At 71.7% G+C, this 18,636-nt stretch carries 12 protein-coding genes; 4 read left to right on the top strand and 8 right to left on the bottom strand.

All coding sequences use genetic code 11. From position 1 onward, the window contains the following. Positions 1–6: 6 nt before the first annotated feature. The 3 genes from ACOKM3_RS24590 to ACOKM3_RS24580 all read right to left on the bottom strand — a co-directional run bounded on the left by ACOKM3_RS24590 (position 7) and on the right by ACOKM3_RS24580 (position 4,447). Positions 7–1,542 carry a serine/threonine-protein kinase gene (locus tag ACOKM3_RS24590; protein ID WP_426903200.1) on the bottom strand — a complete coding sequence of 512 codons (1,536 nt, stop codon included), beginning with the start codon at positions 1,540–1,542 and terminating at the stop codon, positions 7–9. Next, entirely contained in the window at positions 1,539–2,141 is a 603-nt protein-coding gene (locus ACOKM3_RS24585; RefSeq protein ID WP_426903199.1) for a hypothetical protein, read from the bottom strand. Before ACOKM3_RS24585 ends, ACOKM3_RS24590 begins: the two co-directional genes overlap by 4 nt. A gap of 227 nt (positions 2,142–2,368) precedes the next feature. Further along, on the bottom strand, positions 2,369–4,447 hold the full coding sequence (locus ACOKM3_RS24580; protein ID WP_426903198.1) for an N-6 DNA methylase: 2,079 nt from the start codon (positions 4,445–4,447) through the stop codon (positions 2,369–2,371). A 225-nt stretch (positions 4,448–4,672) separates the two neighbouring features. On the opposite strand from ACOKM3_RS24580, the gene ACOKM3_RS24575 reads away from it, so the two are divergent. Continuing rightward, positions 4,673–5,518: a DUF4190 domain-containing protein gene (locus ACOKM3_RS24575; protein WP_426903197.1), complete on the top strand. Its 846-nt coding sequence runs from the start codon at positions 4,673–4,675 to the stop codon at positions 5,516–5,518. A gap of 97 nt (positions 5,519–5,615) precedes the next feature. On the opposite strand, the gene ACOKM3_RS24570 is transcribed toward ACOKM3_RS24575, so the two are convergent. From ACOKM3_RS24570 to ACOKM3_RS24550, 5 genes are all read right to left on the bottom strand, one after another. Beyond that, entirely contained in the window at positions 5,616–6,398 is a 783-nt protein-coding gene (locus ACOKM3_RS24570; protein WP_426903196.1) for a GNAT family N-acetyltransferase family protein, read from the bottom strand. Positions 6,399–6,453: 55 nt separating this feature from the next. Continuing rightward, a complete protein-coding gene (locus ACOKM3_RS24565) occupies positions 6,454–6,984 on the bottom strand; it encodes a hypothetical protein (RefSeq protein WP_426903195.1) in 531 nt (176 codons plus the stop codon). 142 nt (positions 6,985–7,126) lie between these two features. Beyond that, the gene (mfd, locus tag ACOKM3_RS24560) at positions 7,127–10,663 is read right to left on the bottom strand and encodes a transcription-repair coupling factor (protein ID WP_426903194.1); all 3,537 of its coding nucleotides are present in this window, start codon (positions 10,661–10,663) and stop codon (positions 7,127–7,129) included. Positions 10,664–11,209: 546 nt separating this feature from the next. Continuing rightward, entirely contained in the window at positions 11,210–13,801 is a 2,592-nt protein-coding gene (locus tag ACOKM3_RS24555) for an ABC transporter permease (RefSeq protein WP_426903193.1), read from the bottom strand. After that, positions 13,798–14,586, bottom strand: a complete 789-nt coding sequence (locus ACOKM3_RS24550; protein ID WP_426903192.1) for an ABC transporter ATP-binding protein — start codon at positions 14,584–14,586, stop codon at positions 13,798–13,800. Before ACOKM3_RS24550 ends, ACOKM3_RS24555 begins: the two co-directional genes overlap by 4 nt. A gap of 297 nt (positions 14,587–14,883) precedes the next feature. Here ACOKM3_RS24550 and ACOKM3_RS24545 point away from each other — a divergent pair, with 297 nt between their 5' ends. From ACOKM3_RS24545 to ACOKM3_RS24535, 3 genes are all read left to right on the top strand, one after another. Beyond that, the gene (locus tag ACOKM3_RS24545) at positions 14,884–16,473 is read left to right on the top strand and encodes an MFS transporter (protein ID WP_426903191.1); all 1,590 of its coding nucleotides are present in this window, start codon (positions 14,884–14,886) and stop codon (positions 16,471–16,473) included. Positions 16,474–16,589: 116 nt separating this feature from the next. Next, complete coding sequence (locus tag ACOKM3_RS24540) at positions 16,590–16,997, top strand: DUF485 domain-containing protein (protein ID WP_426903190.1); 408 nt, start codon at positions 16,590–16,592, stop codon at positions 16,995–16,997. Beyond that, entirely contained in the window at positions 16,994–18,631 is a 1,638-nt protein-coding gene (locus tag ACOKM3_RS24535) for a sodium/solute symporter (RefSeq protein ID WP_426903189.1), read from the top strand. The genes ACOKM3_RS24540 and ACOKM3_RS24535 overlap by 4 nt, the downstream gene beginning before the upstream one ends. Positions 18,632–18,636 lie beyond the last annotated feature (5 nt).

Here is an 18,636-nt window from a genome sequence, read left to right as displayed (position 1 = left end):
CGCTGCTCAGCCGCGCACTTGCCCCAGCCACTGCAAGGTGCGGCGCACCTCCGCCGGGAACGGGTGGCCGGGGCCGTGCAGCCGTTCGGCGTCGTGCAGGAGCCGGGTCAGCGTCTCGTGGGCCGCGCCCCGGTCGCCCACGGAGAGCAGCAACTGGCCGATGCGGCGCCGCACTTCGAGGGCGAGCCTGAGGTCCGTGGTCGCGTACTGGTTCTCGTAGTACGGGAGGAGGGAGCGGTATTCGGCGAGCGCCGCGGCGGGTTCACCGAGGGCTTCGAGGCATTGGGCCGCCTCGTAGCGGAACTGGAGGGACTGCGGGTCGGCGTGGCCCGCCTCCGCGGCGCGTTCGTCGGCGAGGCGGCGCAGTTCGGGCAGGGCGCGCCGGTACTGGCCGTCGTCCATGAGGGTGGCCGCGTACTGCTTGCGCAGGGTGCGGACGACGGGTGAGTGCTCGCCGTGCTGGACGGCCGCGGCGGGCAGGATCGCGCCGAGGATGTCGACGGCCTGCGTGATGCGGCCCTCGCCGAGCAGCACCTTCACTTCGTCGACGGCGCGTGCCACGTCGGGGCGGTCGCCCTGGAGGTCGGTGCCCGGGGGCTGCGGGGCCGGGGTGACGGCGCGGTCCGGCCAGGGGGCGTGCGGGCGCAGGAAGGGGCGGGTGGGGTCGAGCGGGCGGCCGGTGGGCACGCCGCGCGCGGGCAGCAGCGGGAGCAGTTCCTCGTACGTCTGCTGGGCGGAGGCCGGGCGGTCCTGGGGGTCCTTGGCGAGCAGGCGCAGCACCAGGTGTTCGAGGGCCTGCGGTACTTCGGGGCGCAGTTGGCGGACCGGGACGGGGGCCTCGTAGAGGTGGCGGTGGAGGATGCCGAGGGCGGTGGTGCCGGCGAACGGGACGTCGCCGCTGAGGAGTTCGTACAGCAGCACGCCGAGCGCGTACAGGTCGGTGTGCGGTCCTACGGCGCCGCCCATCGCCTGTTCGGGCGCCATGTAGGCGGGGGTGCCGATGGGCGAGCCGGTGTGGGTGAGGCGGGTGGTGTCGGTGTCGAGGACGGAGGCGACGCCGAGGTCGAGGACGGTGAGCGTGCCATCCTGCTTGACCATGACGTTCCGTGGCTTGAGGTCGCGGTGCACGATCGGCACCGCGTGCACGGCGGAGAGCACGGCGCACAGTTGCGCGGCGACCGCGACCGCCCAGGGCCAGGGGAAGGGGCTGTGCTCGGCGAGGTGGTCGGCGAGGTCGGCCCCGTCGATGTACTGCATGACGAGGTACAGCTCGTCGCCGTCACTGCCCGCGTCGTGCACGGTGACGAGGCCGGGGTGGTCGACCTGTGCGGTGACCCGGCATTCGCGCAGGAAGCGGCGGCGCAGCTCGTCGGCCTCGGCGCCCGCGACGCGGTCGGGGCGTACGAGTTTCACGGCGACGCGGCGGTCGAGGCGCTGGTCGTACGCCGTCCAGACCTGGCCCATGCCGCCCTGGCCGATGAGCGTGGACAGTTCGTAGCGTCCGGCGACGACGCGGCCGCCGGCCTGGGGGTGCCCGGTCACTGGCCGCCGTCCTGCTTGCGCAGGTAGTCGCTCAGCTCGTCCAGCTCCGCGCGGACCTGGTCCATGCGGTGCGGCGGCTGGGCCTGGTTCTGCGGGGGCGCGGGCGGCGGGGCGGGTGTGGGCGGCGGCGTAGGCGTAGGCATGGGTGTGCCCGGTGTGCCCATCGTCGTGTGCGCCTGCGGCGGTGCGGCGGGCCAGGGTTGCTGCGGTTGCGGGTGGCCGTAGGCGGACGGCCCGGACGGGGGCCTCGGCGCGTACGCGGTCAGCGGGGGCGCGGAGGACAGCCTGCGTATGTCGTACACGAGGAAGTACACGGCGCTGCCGAGCGCGAGGAGCAGCAGCAGGGCGAGGGCGACGTCGGTGCGCGTGTCCTCCTCCGGCAGCGAGCCGATGATCGCGAACAGCGTGATGCTGACCGGCAGCGAGGCGACGGCCAGGGCCCAGTCGAGCGGCCTGCGCCGCAGTGTCGCGATGCGGAACAGTGGGGCGCAGGAGAGCAGGCCGCACGTCAGCACGGACAGCGCAGGGAACAGCACCCTCAGGGTGATGACCGCGCCGTCGCTCTCGCGTCGGGGCGGCACCGCGCCGGGCCCGTACATGGCAGCTCCTGGTCACTTGTCCGGGGTGGAACACGCGGCAATGCGATGCCGGTTCCTTCGAGCGTATAGGCGGACTCGGACAACGGGCCCGGGGTTGTACGGAACGGATGTCGCTCCGCTCACACCGGGTTCTTGTGGAACGGGGGCCTCCGGTGGTGGCCGGCCGACCGGTCCTGCGCCGCGGGGCTCTGCCCCGGACCCCGCGGGCTCTCGTCCAAGAGCGGGGCTCAATCAGGTGGCAACGTGCCCGCCGTCAGGCCGTCGTGGAGGCCCTGGACGAGTTGTTCGCCGAGGCGGGACGCGTGGCGGAGGGTGTCCTCGAATGTGGCCAGGGATTTGAAGCGCTCGCCGTACTCGGACTGTTCGGCGCGGGGCAGGCGGGGCAGCTGGAGGCGTCGGACGTCGAGGCGCGTGGCGGTGGAGGCGTGGCTGGAGGCCTGCCGGTTGTTGGCGGTGGAGCGCAGGAAGCCGGCGAGGAACCACGGGTCGAGCGCGGCCGGTTCGGGTCGCAGCAGGGCCAAGCCCCTGCCGAGCGCGGCGCCCGCGTCCGCCTCGTCGACGACGCGGACGGCGGCGGTGCCACCGACCACCGGCACGACGACGTCCCCGACTTCGAGGATCACGGGGTCGTCGTCCGCGGCATGGGCGCCGGAGGGCGCGGTGCTCGTCAGCACGTCGTGGTCGGTGAGGACGGGTACGCGCGCGTGGCCCCCCGCCCCTGAGTGGGTCGCCGCCGTGCGCAGTGTCAGGGCGCCCGCGCGCGCGAGTTCGCCGACCGTGGTCAGTGGCCAGCGGGCCGGGGCCGTGGCGTCGGGGACGGCCCGCGGGGCGAGCTTCGTGGTCAGCCGCAGCGTGTCGGCGAGCTCCTCGCGTACGGCGGTCAGCTCCGCGGCGCCGCCGCCCGTGGCCGGCGGGGGCAGGCGGCGGGCGGGCGCGAGGTCGACCTCGTCGTCGAGCAGGTCGATGACGGGCACGGAGCGGGCGAGGCCCGGCCGCTCCTCCAGGGAGCCGTCCCGGTCGTGGGCGCGCCAGGCGTCGAGCACGGTGCCGCGCACCTCGTCCCACACCTGCTGCTCCCGTACGTCGCCGGACTCGGCGAGCGAGGTCGTGTCGACGAGCAGCAGTTCGGGGGCGGCGGGCGCGCCCGGGCCGGGGCGGCGCAGCACCCACAGGTGCAGCGGGATGTTGTTGGGCGGGACGGCCCCTGCGGGCAGCGCGATCACGGCGCGCAGGGCGCCGCGGCGCAGCAGGTCGGCGCGGATCCGGCGGCCCGAGCGGCGCGAGGCGACGGTGGGCGGCATCAGGAGCACGGCGCTGCCGCCGTCCTTCAGGCGCGCCAACGCGTGCTGCACCCAGGCCAGTTCGGACTCGGTGCGGGCGGGGAGGCCGTACTCCCAGCGCGGGTCGTAGGCCAGCTCGTCGTGGCCCCAGCCGCGCTCGTTGAACGGCGGGTGGGCGAGCACCGCGTCGGCCCGTACGTCGCTCAGGGCGTCGGCGCGCAGGGTGTCGGCGGCGGCGGTGCGCACGGCAGGGGCGTCCGTCCCGCCGTTGCCGTCGAGGGCGAGGCGGAGCGCGGTGAGCGCGGCGAGTTCGGCGGAGGCGTCCTGGCCGTACAGGGTGCGGCCGGGCCGCGGGTCGTGGGCGCGTACGGCGTCGAGGAGGGCGCCGGTGCCGCAGGCCGGGTCGAGTGCGGTGGTGGCGGGGCCGACGAGCGCGGCCATCAGTTCGGCGGGCCCCTGCGGGGTGAGCGTGTACTGGCGCGGGTTGGCGTCGAGGTGCCGGCCGAGCAGGAACGCGAAGGTGCCGCGGGCGCCCAGCTCCGCGGCGAGTTCGGCGGCGCCGCGCAGCAGCGGCACCGAAGGCAGCAGGTCGGCGGGCGACGGCGTGCCGACCGCCCGCTCCGTGGCGTGGCCGAAGCGGGGGGTGAGGACGCCTTCGAGGGCGGCCGACAGGCGCTGGGCCAGGTCCCGGTCCTTGTCGGTCGCGGCGAGCGTGAGCCATTCCGTGGGCCGGTCATGGACGAGCAGCAGGGCGCAGCCCGCGTGCAGGAGGGCGGTGACCGGGCCCGCCGGGTGACCGGCGAGCTGCTGCCACACGCGCTCGCGCAGCGGGACCTCGGCGAGCTTGCCCTGGTCGCGCAGCCATTCCTCGACCTCGGTGAGAGCGAAGGAGGGGCTGGTCTCGGTGCCGCCGACCGGCCTGGGGAAGTCCGCGTGTCTGCGGCGCCAGTTGCTGACGGCGGCGCGCCCCACCCCGGCGAGCCGGGCGATTCCCGCGGCCGTCACCTCTGTCGCGTTGTCCTGCACCGAGCCGACTCCTCTCCGGACGCCTGTCCCACCGATGCGTCCTGACGTGCCTGTGCGACCGACCATACAGACTCCCGCGTAAGACCCGCATTCACAGCCGTGAGCGCATCAAGTTTTGTGTACGCGGTTGACTCGGTTCACAGACAGTGCTGTTATTGCCTCAGCCAACCGCCGGATACACGGAAAGCCGGGGGGAGGTTGGCATCTCTCATCGGAGGAACAGCCATGTCCCAGACCCAGCCGCCCCAGTCGTCCCAGCAGTACCCCCAGTACCCGCCGTTCCAGCAGCAGCCGCCGCGGCAGGTCGCGCGCAACGGGCTGGGGACTGCGGCGTTGATCCTCGGCGTCATCGGCGCGCTGTCGGGGCTGATCCCGCTGCTGTTCTGGCTGGCCGGGATCCTCGGTGTGATCGCCCTGATCCTGGGCCTGACGGGGCGCGGCAGGGCCAAGCGCGGCGAGGCCACGAACAAGGGCGTCGCCCTGACCGGCACGATCCTCGGCCTCGCGGCCATGGGCCTCGCGGTCTTCGGCGCGTACACGACGTTCAAGGCGGCGGACGACCTGGTCGACGAGCTGAACAAGTCGGTGTCCGACACGAAGGCCAAGGACTCGAAGTCGTCCGGCGACGCGAAGGGCAAGGACGGCGGGAGCGGCAAGGGCGGGGAGAAGCCGGCCGCGGGCAAGACGCTCGCCGCGGGCGACGCCGTGGTCTATGACGACGACCTGAACGTCGCCGTCTCCAACGCGGTCACGTTCAGCCCGAGCGAGTTCGCGGCGGGCCACAAGAACGGCAACCACGCCTACAAGGTCACGGTCACCGTCACCAACGACTCCAAGGAGAAGTTCGACGCGACCCTGCTCACCGCGAACGCCCGCGCGGGCGAGGACGGCACCAAGGCGGAGCAGATCTTCGACGACAACGTCGGCGACGCCTTCACCGGCACGATCCTGCCCGGCAAGAAGGCCACGGTCGTCTACGGCTTCGACGCCCCGGGGGACGCGAAGAACCTGACCGTCGAGGTCACGCCGGGCTTCGACTACGACGGCACGCAATGGGACCTGAAGCTGTAACCGGCTTCGGAAAATGGGGGGAGTGGACGCGGCACGCGCTCAACGCGCGTGCCGCGTCCGCGTGTTCACAAGGAACCACCCCCCCCGGGGGGGCGGTTCACAGCACGTGCCGCACCCACACGTTCGGCTCGACGTACACGCCGTAGCCGTGCTCGGGCTCGCAGCGCACCGGCACCAGCGCGGCGGGCACCTCGACGGGCCCCTCCTTGTCGAAGGGCAGCCCGGTCCACTCCCGCCACTGGTCAAGCGACCCGGCCACGACCATCGACGCGGGCGCGACCTTCTCGATGACGCCGCCCGCCCGCACATGAACCCGCAGCCACGGATCGTGCGGCAGCCCGTCCGACTCCCGCACCCGGAACGCGTATTCGCCGATCGGCGCCCCGGGTTCGAGGTGCTTGGCGCTCGGCCGCACGGGCGCGACGACCTCGCCGAACCCGCGGGCCCGCGCGTTCTCCCGCATCGCCGCGAGCATCCGGCCCGACAGGCCGCGCCCCTGGAGCCCCGGCGTGACGGCGATCTCGATGGCGCTCACGGTGTCGGGCGCGACCCCGCCCGCCAGGTCGGCGAACGCCCACTGCAACACCTGGTCCCAGCCCCCGTCCGGCAGCGCCCCGCGCCCCTCGGCGCGCAACGCGAACGGCACGCTGTACGCCTTGGCGACCACGTCCCCTCCGGCGTCCGTCGCCACGAACGCGTACTCGGGCAGCTCCTCCCAGATGCGCCGCAGAAAGATCCCGGCACACACGTCGTGCCCGATGAACGCGGGCCAGGTGTCCGGCATCGTCCACATGGGAACCGCAAGCTCGGGCCGCTCGGCAAGCGTGCTGATCGTCGGCTCGGGGCCGGATTCGGGGCCGGGGCCGGGGTCGGAATTCATGCGCCACATCGTGCAGCGGACGGGTCGACATCGCAGCCGGTTTTCCGCGGGTCGGTCAGGCGTAGACCCATCGGTTGGAACCGGAGCTGAAGGTGCACTTGACGATCCGGCCGTTGGCGGCGTGCGTGGTGCGGCCGACGTCGGCATTGCGGCAGAACTGGCCCGCGTTGTAGCAGTTCCCCGCGTTCGAGACGATCTCGCAGGTGGGAGCGGCCGGCTTGGCCGGCTTCGGGGCGGCGGTCGTGCGAACGGGCGCCGGGGCCCTGGTCCGTGTCGGGGCGGGCGCGGGGGCCCGGGTCTTCGCCCGCGTAGGCGTAGGGGTCGCCTCAAGGGTGGGGGTCGCCTTCGGGGTGGGCGAATGCGTGGTGCGGGTGCGGCTGGGAGTCGGGGTGGGCGACTCCGTCGAGGGGGTGGGGCTGGGAGTGGGCGTCGCGGAGACGGACTTCGTGGGCCGCGCGTCGGCCGCGTCGTCCGTGCCGGATCCTGCCCCGCAGGCACCGACGGCCAGGGACAAGGCGACAGCCCAGGCGGCGGCGAAGCCTGCGGAGCGTCTGCGTATCGACGCCTGACGAGATCTGTTGAGCATGTGAACCCCGTATGAAGAAAACGTGAAGAACCGTGGTAGTCGCGCACAGTAATCCACGAGGCGCCGTACGGGGAGCCTGTTCGGTTATTTGAGGTCGGGTGGAGCGGGCGCATGCCCGCCCCACCCGTCGTGCGGCCGCGGCCTACGCCCCCAGGATCGACGCCAGGAACTCTCCGACCCAGGCCAGCAGGTCCCGGCCGACCACCGGCTTGCCGCCCATTTTCTTGGGCTTGGGGCGGGGGACGAGGAGTTGGTGGGTGGCCGACTTGATGACCGTGCCGGGGTAGAGGCGCTTGAGGCGGAGTTCCTGGGACTCCCGCAGCTCCACCGGTGCGAAGCGGATGTTGTTGCCCTGGAGCACGATCTCGCCGACGCCGCAGGCCCGCGCCAGCATCCGCAGGCCCGCCACGAGCAGCAGGTTCTCCACCGGTTCCGGCAGCTTGCCGTAGCGGTCGACGAGTTCCTCGCGGACCTGCTTGACGTCGTCCTCCGTGTTCGCGGAGGCGATGGACCGGTAGGCCTGGAGGCGCAGGCGCTCGCCGGGCGCGTAGTCGTGCGGGACGTGCGCGTCGACCGGGAGCTCGATCTTGACCTCCAGCGGCGGCTCCTCCTCCACGCCGCCTTCGAGCGAGGCGCGGTAGTCCGCGACCGCCTCGCCGACCATGCGTACGTAGAGGTCGAAGCCGACGCCCGCGATGTGGCCGGACTGTTCGCCGCCGAGCAGGTTTCCGGCGCCGCGGATCTCCAGGTCCTTCATCGCGACGTACATGCCCGCGCCCATCTCCGTGTGCTGGGCGATCGTGGCGAGACGCTCGTGGGCCGTTTCCGTCAGGGGCTTCTCGGGCGGGTAGAGGAAGTAGGAGTAGCCGCGCTCGCGGCCTCGGCCCACGCGGCCGCGCAGCTGGTGGAGCTGGCTCAGGCCGAAGTTGTCGCCGCGTTCCACGATCAGCGTGTTGGCGTTGGAGATGTCGATGCCGGACTCGACGATCGTCGTCGAGACGAGGACGTCGAACTTCTTCTCCCAGAAGTCCACCACGACCTGTTCCAGGGCCTGTTCGGACATCTGACCGTGCGCCGTCGCGATCCGCGCCTCCGGGACGATCGCCCGGAGTCTCGCCGCCGCCCTGTCGATGGACTCGACCCGGTTGTGGATGTAGAAGACCTGGCCCTCGCGCAGCAGCTCGCGGCGGATCGCCGCGCCGATCTGCTTCTCCTCGTACGGACCGACGAAGGTCAGGACCGGGTGGCGCTCCTCCGGCGGCGTCGTGATCGTCGACATCTCGCGGATGCCGGTGACCGCCATTTCGAGCGTACGAGGGATGGGGGTCGCCGACATGGTCAGCACGTCGACGTTCGCGCGGAGCTTCTTCAGCTGCTCCTTGTGCTCGACGCCGAAGCGCTGCTCCTCGTCGACGATGACCAGGCCCAGGTCCTTGAACTTGGTCTCGGAGGAGAACAGGCGGTGCGTGCCGATGACGATGTCGACCGAGCCGTCCCGCAGCCCTTCGAGCGTCGCCTTCGACTCGGTCTCCGTCTGGAACCGGCTCAACGCCTTTACGCTGACGGGGAATTGGCCGTACCGCTCGGTGAACGTGCCGAAGTGCTGCTGCACGAGGAGGGTCGTCGGCACGAGGACCGCCACCTGCTTGCCGTCCTGGACCGCCTTGAACGCGGCGCGGACCGCGATCTCCGTCTTGCCGTAACCGACGTCGCCGCAGATCAGCCGGTCCATCGGGACCGTCTTCTCCATGTCCTCCTTGACCTCGGCGATCGTCGTCAGCTGGTCGGGCGTCTCCACGTACGGGAACGCGTCCTCCAGCTCGCGCTGCCAGGGGGTGTCCGCGCCGAAGGCGTGGCCGGGCGCCGCCATGCGCGCGCTGTACAGCTTGATCAGGTCCGCGGCGATCTCCTTGACCGCCTTCTTGGCCTTCGCCTTCGTCTTCGTCCAGTCGGCGCCGCCCAGGCGGTGCAGCGTCGGGGCCTCGCCGCCCACGTACTTGGTGATCTGCTCCAGCTGGTCCGTGGGGATGTAGAGGCGGTCGCCGGGCTGGCCGCGCTTGGCGGGCGCGTACTCGACGACGAGGTACTCGCGGGTCGCGCCCTGCACCGTGCGCTGCACCATCTCGATGTAGCGGCCCACACCGTGCGCCTCGTGCACGATGTAGTCGCCGGATTCGAGGGTGAGCGGGTCGATCGTCTTGCGGCGCCGCGCGGGCATGCGGGCGCCTTCCTTGCCGGCGGCCCGCTGCCCGGTGAGATCGGTCTCGGTGAGGACGGCGAGCTTCAACCCCGGGTCCACGAAACCGAATTCGAGGCTGCCGCAGGACACCTGGACGACGGACGGGGCGAGTTCACCGAGGTCCTTCTCCAGGCGGGCCGCGATGCCCTCGCCGCCGAGCACCTCGACGGTGCGGGCCGCGGGGCCGTGGCCCTCGGTGACGTAGACCGCGCGCCAGCCGTCGGCGAGCCAGCCCTTGGTGTCGGCGAGCGCGCGGGCGGTGTCACCGCGGTACGTCTCCGGGGCGTGCATGCCGAGCTGGAGCGTGTCCGCTTCCAGGTCGCCCTCGGCGTCCGCCGCGAACGGGGACACCGACCACCACATCATCCCGAGCTCGCGCGCCCGGTCCCGGACGTCCGCGATGGCCCACAGGGACGCCGCCCCTACGTCGATGGGGGCCTTGCCGCCGGTGGCCGACGCGGCCCAGGACGCCTGGAGGAACTCCTGGCTCGTGGCTACGAGGTCGGCGGCCCGGGTCCGTACGCGCTCGGGGTCGCAGACCATGGCCATCGATCCGGCCGGCAGCACGTCGAGCAGCAGCTCCATGTCGTCGACGAGGACGGGGGCGAGGGACTCCATTCCCTCTACGGCGATCCCCTCGGCGATCTTGCCGAGCAGTTCGCCGAGCTCCGGGTGCTGCTCGGCGAGCTCGGCCGCACGCGCGCGTACGTCGTCGGTGAGCAGCAGCTCGCGGCAGGGCGGCGCCCACAGGCCGTGCTCGGCGATTTCGAGAGAGCGCTGGTCGGCGACCTTGAAGTACCGGATCTCCTCGATGTCGTCGCCCCAGAACTCGACGCGGAGCGGGTGCTCCTCCGTCGGCGGGAAGACGTCGAGGATGCCGCCGCGCACGGCGAACTCGCCACGCTTCTCCACGAGTTCGACCCGGGCGTACGCGGCCGCGGCCAGCGCCTGGACGGTCTCCTCCAGGTCGGCGCTCTGCCCGCTGCGCAGGGCCACGGGCTCCAGGTCGCCGAGGCCCTTGACCTGCGGTTGCAGCACGGAGCGGATGGGCGCGACGACGACGGAGACGGGGCCCGTCTCCGGGTCGTCGGTGCTCGGGTGGGCGAGGCGGCGCAGCACGGCGAGGCGGCGGCCGACGGTGTCCGACCTCGGGCTGAGGCGCTCGTGCGGCAGCGTCTCCCACGACGGGTACTCGACGATCCCGCTCTCCGGCAGCAGCGAGCGCAGCGCCGCCGCCAGGTCCTCGGCCTCGCGACCCGTGGCGGTCACCGCCAGGACGGGGCGCTGCGCCTCGCGGGCGAGCGCGGCGATCGCGAAGGGGCGGGACGCGGGTGGGCCCACCAGGTCGACGTGCATCCGGTTGCCGTCCCCTGCGGCCTTCACCGCTTCGGCGAGGGCCGCGTCCTTGACTACGGCGTCGAGCAGTCCGTGCAGGCTCATGGAGAAGATCCGTCCCGGGTCAGTGGGCAACGCGAAGGGCCCGACACGTGGTACGGGCCGGGGGTTCCAGCGTACGTCGTCCTCCGGGGGCTCACCCGTTTGATCGCTTCCGCCCGGTCCGTCCCGGTGGGCCCACCCGGGGTTGCGGCCTCGGGGCTCCGCCCCGGACCCCGCGCCTCAATCTCCCCCAGCTAACGCTGGGAGGTGCCCCCTGCGGGGCTGAAAAGATCGGGGCTCCGCCCCGGACCCCGCTGCTCAATCGCCGCAGGGGCTCTATTTGCCCACCCGGCCGCAGGGACTTGGATGGCCCGCCCGCCGCGCGGGCTTGGATGGCCCACCCGACCGACAGGCTTGGATGGCCCGCCCGGCCGCACGAGCTTGAATTGCCCGACCGCCACGCGGGCGGGGAATGCCCGACCGCCGCGCGGGCGGGGAATGCGCGACTGTCGCGCGGGCGGGGAATGCGCGCCTGCGTCGCGGGCGGGGCCCGGGAAGCGTGTGCTTCCCGGGCCCCGTTCCTCCGCCCCCCCGTCTCCCGCCGGACGGCTATTCCGTCGCGATGGCGTTCAGGACGTTCATGCGGCCTGCGCGGAACGCCGGGACCAGGGCTGCGAAGAGGCCCACGAAGGCCGAGGCGATGAAGACCGCGATGATCGTCGGCCAGGGGATCTCCAGGACGCCGAGGCCCTCCAGGGCGAGCAGCTTCTGTGCGGTGGCGCCCCAGCCCATGCCCAGGCCGAGGCCCAGGAGCGCACCGAAGACGGCGATGACCACCGACTCCAGGCGGATCATGCGGCGCAGCTGGCGGCGGGAGAGGCCGATGGCCCGCATCAGGCCGATCTCCCTCGTCCGCTCGACGACCGACAGGGCCAGCGTGTTCACGACGCCGAGCACCGCCACGATGATCGCGAGCGCGAGCAGCCCGTAGATCATGTTCAGGAGCTGGCCTATCTGGTCCTTCAGCGTCTGCTTGTAGTCGGTCTGGTCCTTGACCTTGACCGTCGGGTCGGCGGCGACGGAGGCCTTGAGGGCCTTGTACGCCTGGTCGGTCTTGCCGGGCTCCGCCTTCGCGAACATCATCCCGTTCAGCGGCACCCGGTCCGCCGGCAGGTACCGGGCGGCCGTCGCGACGTTCGTGTACATCGCGCCCTTGTCGAAGACCGTGTTCTCGTCGTTCGTGATCGCCGCGACCTTCAGCTCGGCGGTCCGCCCGTGGTCGAAGGCGACGGTCATCGTGTCGCCGGCCTTGATGTGGTGGCGCTTCGCGAACTCCGAGCCGACCGACATCGCGTTCTTCCCGTACGCCGCCGACAGCTGCCCGGAGGTCATGTCGCGCCGCAGATCCTCGGCGTAGCTCGGGCTCGCCGCGGAGAGCTCCTCGTGCTCCTTCGCGCCGGAGGGGGTGGTCAGTGTCGCCTTGACGAACTTGACCTCGGTGACATGGGAGACGCTCCCGCCCTGCTGGACCTTCTTCAGGGCCGCCGCGGCCTGCGGTGTGATGTCTCCGTTGCTCGGCTCGACGATGAAGTCCGCGCCGACCGACTTGTCGAGCTGGTCGGTCGCCGAGGCCACCATCGAGGAGCCGACGACGGAGAGGCAGGCGACGAGCGCGAGGCCGATCATCAGGGCCGCGCCCGTGGCACCGGTGCGGCGCGGGTTGCGCAGCGCGTTGCGCTCGGCCATGCGGCCCACCGGGCCGAACATCCGCAGCAGCACGGCGCTGATGGCGCGGACCACGATCCCGGCGAGGAGCGGGCCGATGACGACGAAGCCGATGAGCGAGGCGACGATCCCCGCGCCGAGGAACAGCGAGCCCTCGCTCGCCTTGTCGGCCTGCGCGGCGAGGTACAGCGCGTATCCGCCGCCGCCCGTGAGGACGAGGCCGATGACTGCGCGTACGGCCCCCGCCTTGACGTCGGCCGGGGTGCCCGCGTCGCGCAGCGCGGCCATCGGGGAGACCTTGCCCGCGCGGCGCGACGGCAGATACGCGGCGAGGACGGTGACGACGATGCCGAGCAGCAGGCCGATCGCCGGGGTCGTCCACTTCACGGTGAGGTCGCCGGTGGACAGCTCCATGCCCATGGACGACATGAGCTTCATCAGGCCGACGGCCAGACCCACACCCGCGCCGACGCCGACCACCGAGCCGACGACGCCGAGCAGCAGCGCCTCGACCAGCACCGAGCGGTTGACCTGCTTGCGCGAGGAGCCGAGGGCGCGCATCAGGCCGATCTCACGGGTGCGCTGGGCGACCAGCATCGAGAACGTGTTGATGATCAGGAAGATGCCGACGAGGAAGGCGATGCCGGCGAAGCCGAGCAGGGCGTACTTGATGACGTCCATGAAGGAGCCGACGTCCGCGGCGTTGGCGTCCGCGGTCTCCTGCTGGGTCTGGATCTTGTACGCGCCGCCGGTGCCGAGGGTCGCGGCGACGTCCTTCTTGAGCTGCGTGTCACTGACTCCGCTGTCCGCGGCGACGTTGATCTGGGTGAACTGGCCCGTCTTGCCGAGGAGTTCACGCTGGGAGGTCGCGGTGTCGAAGTAGACGACGGCCGCGCCGGGGTTGGTCACCTTGAAGGAGGCGATGCCGGTGATCTTCGCCTTGAAGTCTCCGGTGGCGGCGATGGTGCGCAGCTCGTCGCCCAGCTTCAGGTGGTGCTTCTTCGCGGTGTCGGCGTCGACCATGACCTCGGTGGGGCCGCGCGGCGAGTGCCCGGAGGTGATCTCCATGGACCGCAGGTCGTTGTGCGTCCAGTTGCCCGCGATGGTCGGGGCGCCGGTGGTGGACCCCATGTTCTTGTTGTCGGAGTTCACCACGGTCACGTTCATCGAACTGACCGCGCCCTCGGCCGACTTGACTCCCTCGGCCTTCCGGACGGCCCCGAGCGTGGACGCGGGCAGCGACTCGGGCCGCCCGGTGGCGCTGCCCTCGGTCTCGGCGCCCTTGGGGCTGACGGTGACGTCGGACGCGGTGGCGCTGAAGAGCTTGTCGAAGGTCTTGTCCATCGTGTCGGTGAACACGAGGGTGCCCGTGACGAAGGCGACCGAGAGCAGCACGGCGACCGCCGAGAGGGCCATCCGGCCCTTGTGCGCGACGAAGTTGCGCAGCGAGGTCTTCATGACCGTGTTGGCACTCATGATGTGCGACCCCGCGCGTCGAAGTCCTTCATGCGGTCGAGGACGGCTTCGGCGGTCGGGCGGGTCATCTCGTCGACGATGCGGCCGTCGGCGAGGTAGAGGACGCGGTCCGCGTACGAGGCGGCCACCGGGTCGTGCGTGACCATCACGATCGTCTGGCCCAGCTCGTCGACGGAGCGGCGCAGGAAACCGAGGACCTCGGCGCCGGCGCGCGAGTCGAGGTTTCCGGTCGGCTCGTCACCGAAGATGATCGACGGCCGGGACGCCAACGCCCGGGCCACGGCGACCCGTTGCTGCTGTCCGCCGGAGAGCTGGGTGGGCCGGTGCTTCAGGCGCTCGGCGAGCCCCACGGTCTCGACGACCTGGCGCAGCCACGCGGCGTCCGGCTTGCGGCCCGCTATGTCCATCGGGAGCGTGATGTTCTCGATCGCGTTCAGCGTCGGGAGCAGGTTGAACGCCTGGAAGATGAAGCCGATGCGGTCCCGGCGCAGCTTGGTGAGCTTCTTGTCCTTGAGGCCGGTGATCTCGGTCTCGTCGAGGAAGATCTGCCCGGACGTGACCGTGTCCAGGCCCGCCAGGCAGTGCATCAGTGTCGACTTGCCCGAGCCCGACGGGCCCATGATCGCGGTGAACCGGCCGCGGGCGATGTCCACGTCGACGTGGTCGAGCGCGACGACTCGGGTCTCCCCCGACCCGTACGCCTTCACGAGCTGCCGCGCACGTGCCGCGACGGCCGAACTCTGTCCAGTGCCCCCGTGCCTGGGAATCGTTGCAGCCGTAGTCACGGTAAGTCTCCTAAGTCGGTCACGCGTCGAATGCGTGGATCGGTGCCCTGTGAGTAGAAGTCTGGTGGAGCGGGGTGCCCCGCCGCGCCCCGGAAAAGCCCCGTCTTTTGCGGGGGTTAACCCCACCCCTCGAACGCTACGAAGGTCCCCGCGCCCACTCGTCCTCCAGCGGAACGAACCGACCCTGCCCCCTTGTACGGAGGTCCCCTTAGGGGAGGTCCACCCCTCGGTGGACCTCTACTCAGGGTCGCCTCCACCCGCATAAGCTCCTGACGTAGATACGTGCAGGGGGAACACATGCAGGGGTCCACCGACCGGCGGCGCGGTGCCGTCGTCGCCGCGCTGATGCTGAGCATGGCGCTCGCCGCGCTCGACACGACGATCGTCTCGACGGCGGTGCCGCAGATCGTCGGCGACCTCGGTGGCTTCTCCGTCTTCTCCTGGCTGTTCTCGGGCTACCTGCTCGCGGTGACCGTCACCCTCCCCGTGTACGGGAAGCTGTCGGACACCTTCGGCCGCAAGCCCGTGCTGATCGCGGGCAGCGTGCTGTTCCTGGTCGGCTCGCTGCTGTGCGCGTCCGCGTGGAACATGGGCGCCCTGATCGCCTTCCGGGTGGTGCAGGGCCTCGGCGGCGGCGCGATCCAGGGCACGGTGCAGACCCTGGCGGCCGACCTCTACCCCCTGAAGGAACGCCCCAAGATCCAGGCCAAGTTGTCGACCGTGTGGGCCACTTCGTCGGTCCTCGGGCCTGCGCTCGGCGGGCTGCTCGCCTCGTTCGCGGGCTGGCGCTGGATCTTCCTGATCAACCTGCCGATCGGCGCCGTCGCGCTCTTCCTCCTCGTACGTCACCTGCACGAACCTCGGGCGGACCGGGAGCGGGCAGCCCGGCCGCGGATCGACTGGGCGGGCGCGCTCGCCGTGTTCGCGGCCGGCGGGGCGCTGCTGACCTGGCTGGTGCAGGGCGGGGTCGCGTGGGCGTGGGGATCGGCGCCCTCGCTCGCCCTGCTGTGTACGGGAGTTGTCCTCATCGGCGCCGTCTTCCTGATCGAGCGGCGGGTCGCCGAGCCGATCCTGCCGGGCTGGGTGTGGCGGCGGCGCACCATCGCCGCGGTCAATCTGGCGCTCGGCGCGATGGGCCTGCTGATGGTGGCGCCGACCGCGTTCCTGCCGACGTACGCGCAGTCCGTCCTCGGCCTGTCCCCCACGGCCGCAGGCTTCGTGCTCTCCGTCATGACGCTGAGCTGGCCGGTCTCCGCGGCCCTGAGCCAGCACGTCTACCGCAGGATCGGCTTCCGGGACACGGCCGCGATCGGGATGGCGGGCGCGCTGGTGCTGCTCGCCGCGTTCCCGCTGCTGCTGCCGTACCCAGGTGAGGTCTGGCAGCCGACGCTGCTCAGCCTGCTGCTCGGCGCCGCCCTCGGCCTCTTCCAACTCCCGCTCATCGTCGGCGTGCAGTCCACGGTCGGCTGGGCGGAGCGCGGCACCGCCACCGCGTCGGTCCTCTTCTACCGGCAGATCGGGCAGACGGTCGGCGCCGCCGCCTTCGGAGCGGTCGCCAACGGGGTGATCGCGGGCCGCCTCGGCTCCGGCACCGACCTCGACTCGGTGGCCCGCGACACCGGCGCCGACGAGGTCCGCCGGGCGATCGACGCGGCCGTCGACTCGGTGTACGTCGGCGCGGCCTGCGCCGCCGGAATCGCCCTGCTCGTCCTCCTCACGCTCGCCCCGCGGCGCTTCCCCGTACTGGAATCGGAGCCTCCCGAGCCTGTAGCGGAGAAGAGCGACCCCGTAGCGGAGAAGAGCGGGCAAGAAAAGTCATCCGCCGCACAACTCCCCCACCAGCAACACTCACCTCACGTACAAGAAAAGTCGCCCGGCACGGACTGATCGTTCATCCAAACGCTCCCCAACTCGTCTACCTACGAGTAACGTTCCGGCTCCCCACACACTCCCTGCGGTCCGTCCAGTCCCCGGCGGACCCGAGCCACGCAAGGAGAACAGGGATGTCGTACCAGCCGCACCCATCGCAGCCCTATCCGTTCCAGGCGTACCCCCCGCCCCACACGCGTCCCCCCGCTCACCCCCACTCGCACCGTCTCCCGCGCCATCCCGACGCCCCCAGCGGCGAACTGCGCCTGCTGCGCACCGCCTACCGCTGGCAGCGCCGCGTCGCGACCCTCACCGCCCTCGGTTACTTCACGCTGTTCCTGCTGCTCTCCGCGTTCGCACCGGGCCTGATGAACCGCTCGGCCACCGGCGGCCTCTCCACGGGCCTGCTCATCGGCCTGTGCCAACTCCCGGTCACCTGCGTGGCGTTGTTCCTGTACGAGTACACGGCACGACGCCGCGTGGACCCGCTCGTCCACCGGATCCGCCGGCAGTGCCGCAAGGGCGGGGGCTACGCGCGATGACCACGGGCCCGGCCGTCGCCGTCGCGTCCACCGACGCCATGTCCCTGGTCGCGTTCACCGCGGTGGCGACGATCACGCTGCTGCTGTGCATCATGACCGGCCCCGACCGCGACGGCCTCGAGGAGTTCTACACGGGCTTCGGCCGCCTCGGCCCGATCCGCAACGGTCTGGCCATCGCGGGCGACTACATCTCCGCGGCCACCGTCCTCGGCACCGGCGGCATCATCGCGCTGCTCGGCTACGACGGCGTGGTGCTCGCCCTGAGCACGGCGCTCTCCCTGATGCTGCTGATGTTCCTGCTGGCCGAACCGCTGCGCAACGCGGGCCGCTTCACGATGGGCGACACCCTGGCGCGGCGGATGCCGGGCCGCTCGGTGCGGATGGCGGCCTGCGCGGCAACGATCGTGGCCCTGATGCCCATCATGCTGGTCCAACTGGCGGGCTCGGGAGACCTGTTGGCGTTCCTGCTCGGCTTCACCAGCGACACCTTCAAGACGGCCGCCGTGATCGCGCTCGGCGCACTCATGATCAGCTACGCGGTGATCGGCGGCATGAAGGGCACCGCCGTCATCCAGATCTTCAAGATCGTGATGCTGCTCGGCTCGGGCGTGGTGATCGCCCTGCTCGTGCTGCGCCGCTTCGACTGGGACCCCGGAACCCTGCTCGCCGCTGCCGCGCGCGGCAGCGGCGCGGGCAACGCCTATCTGAGCTCGGGCCTCCAGTTCGCGGGCAGCCCCGCACCCCGCCTCGACATGATCACTTCGGAGCTGACGGTGGTCGTCGGCGGGGCCGCGCTGCCGCACGTCACGATGCGCATGTACACGGCCCGGCACGCGCGCGAGGTGCGCCGCTCGATGACCTGGGCGGTGTCCGCGGTCGGCCTCTTCGTCCTGATCATCTCCGTGGTCGCCTTCGGCGCGACGGCGATGCTCGGCAGCCAGGCGATCACGCAGGCCGACCGGCAGGGCAAAACGGCGTATCTGCTCGGGGCGCGGGCCGTCTTCGGCGCGACGACGAGCACGGGCGAGTCCCTGATGTTCACCGCCGTCACCACGGCACTGTTCCTGACGCTGCTCGCCTCGGTCGCGGGCATGATCCTGGCCTGCGCGAACTCCCTCGCGCACGACGTGATCGCCTACACCAAGCGGGAGCTGACGGGCCGTTCGGAGTTGACCATCGCCCGGATGTCGGCCCTCGGCGTCGGCGCCTTCGCGATCGCCCTGGCCTGCGTGTTCCAGCACCGCAACCTGCAGCCGCTGGTCACGCTCTCCTTCTGCCTCAGCGCGTCGGCCATCGCCCCGGCCCTCGTCTACAGCCTCTTCTGGCGCCGCTACACGCGCGCGGGTCTGCTGTGGACACTGCTCGGCGGCACGGCGGCCTGCCTCGTCCTGATGACCGGCACCAACCTGGTGTCGGGCTCCCCGACCTCGGCGTTCCCCGGCATGGACTTCAACTGGTTCCCGTTCACGACGACGGGCGTCGTGTCCATCCCGCTGGGCTTCCTGTTCGGCTGGCTCGGCACGGTCCTCACGGACCGGCGCAAGGCCGACGCGCAGCGGCAGCAGTACGAGGCCGTGGAGGCGTGGATCCTGGCGGGTTCGCCGACGGCGCCGAGCGGAAGTACGCGGAACTGAGCGCG

Source organism: Streptomyces nidicola (assembly GCF_050106155.1).
Lineage (GTDB): Bacteria > Actinomycetota > Actinomycetes > Streptomycetales > Streptomycetaceae > Streptomyces.
This window is presented reverse-complemented; position numbering and strand designations above follow the sequence as displayed.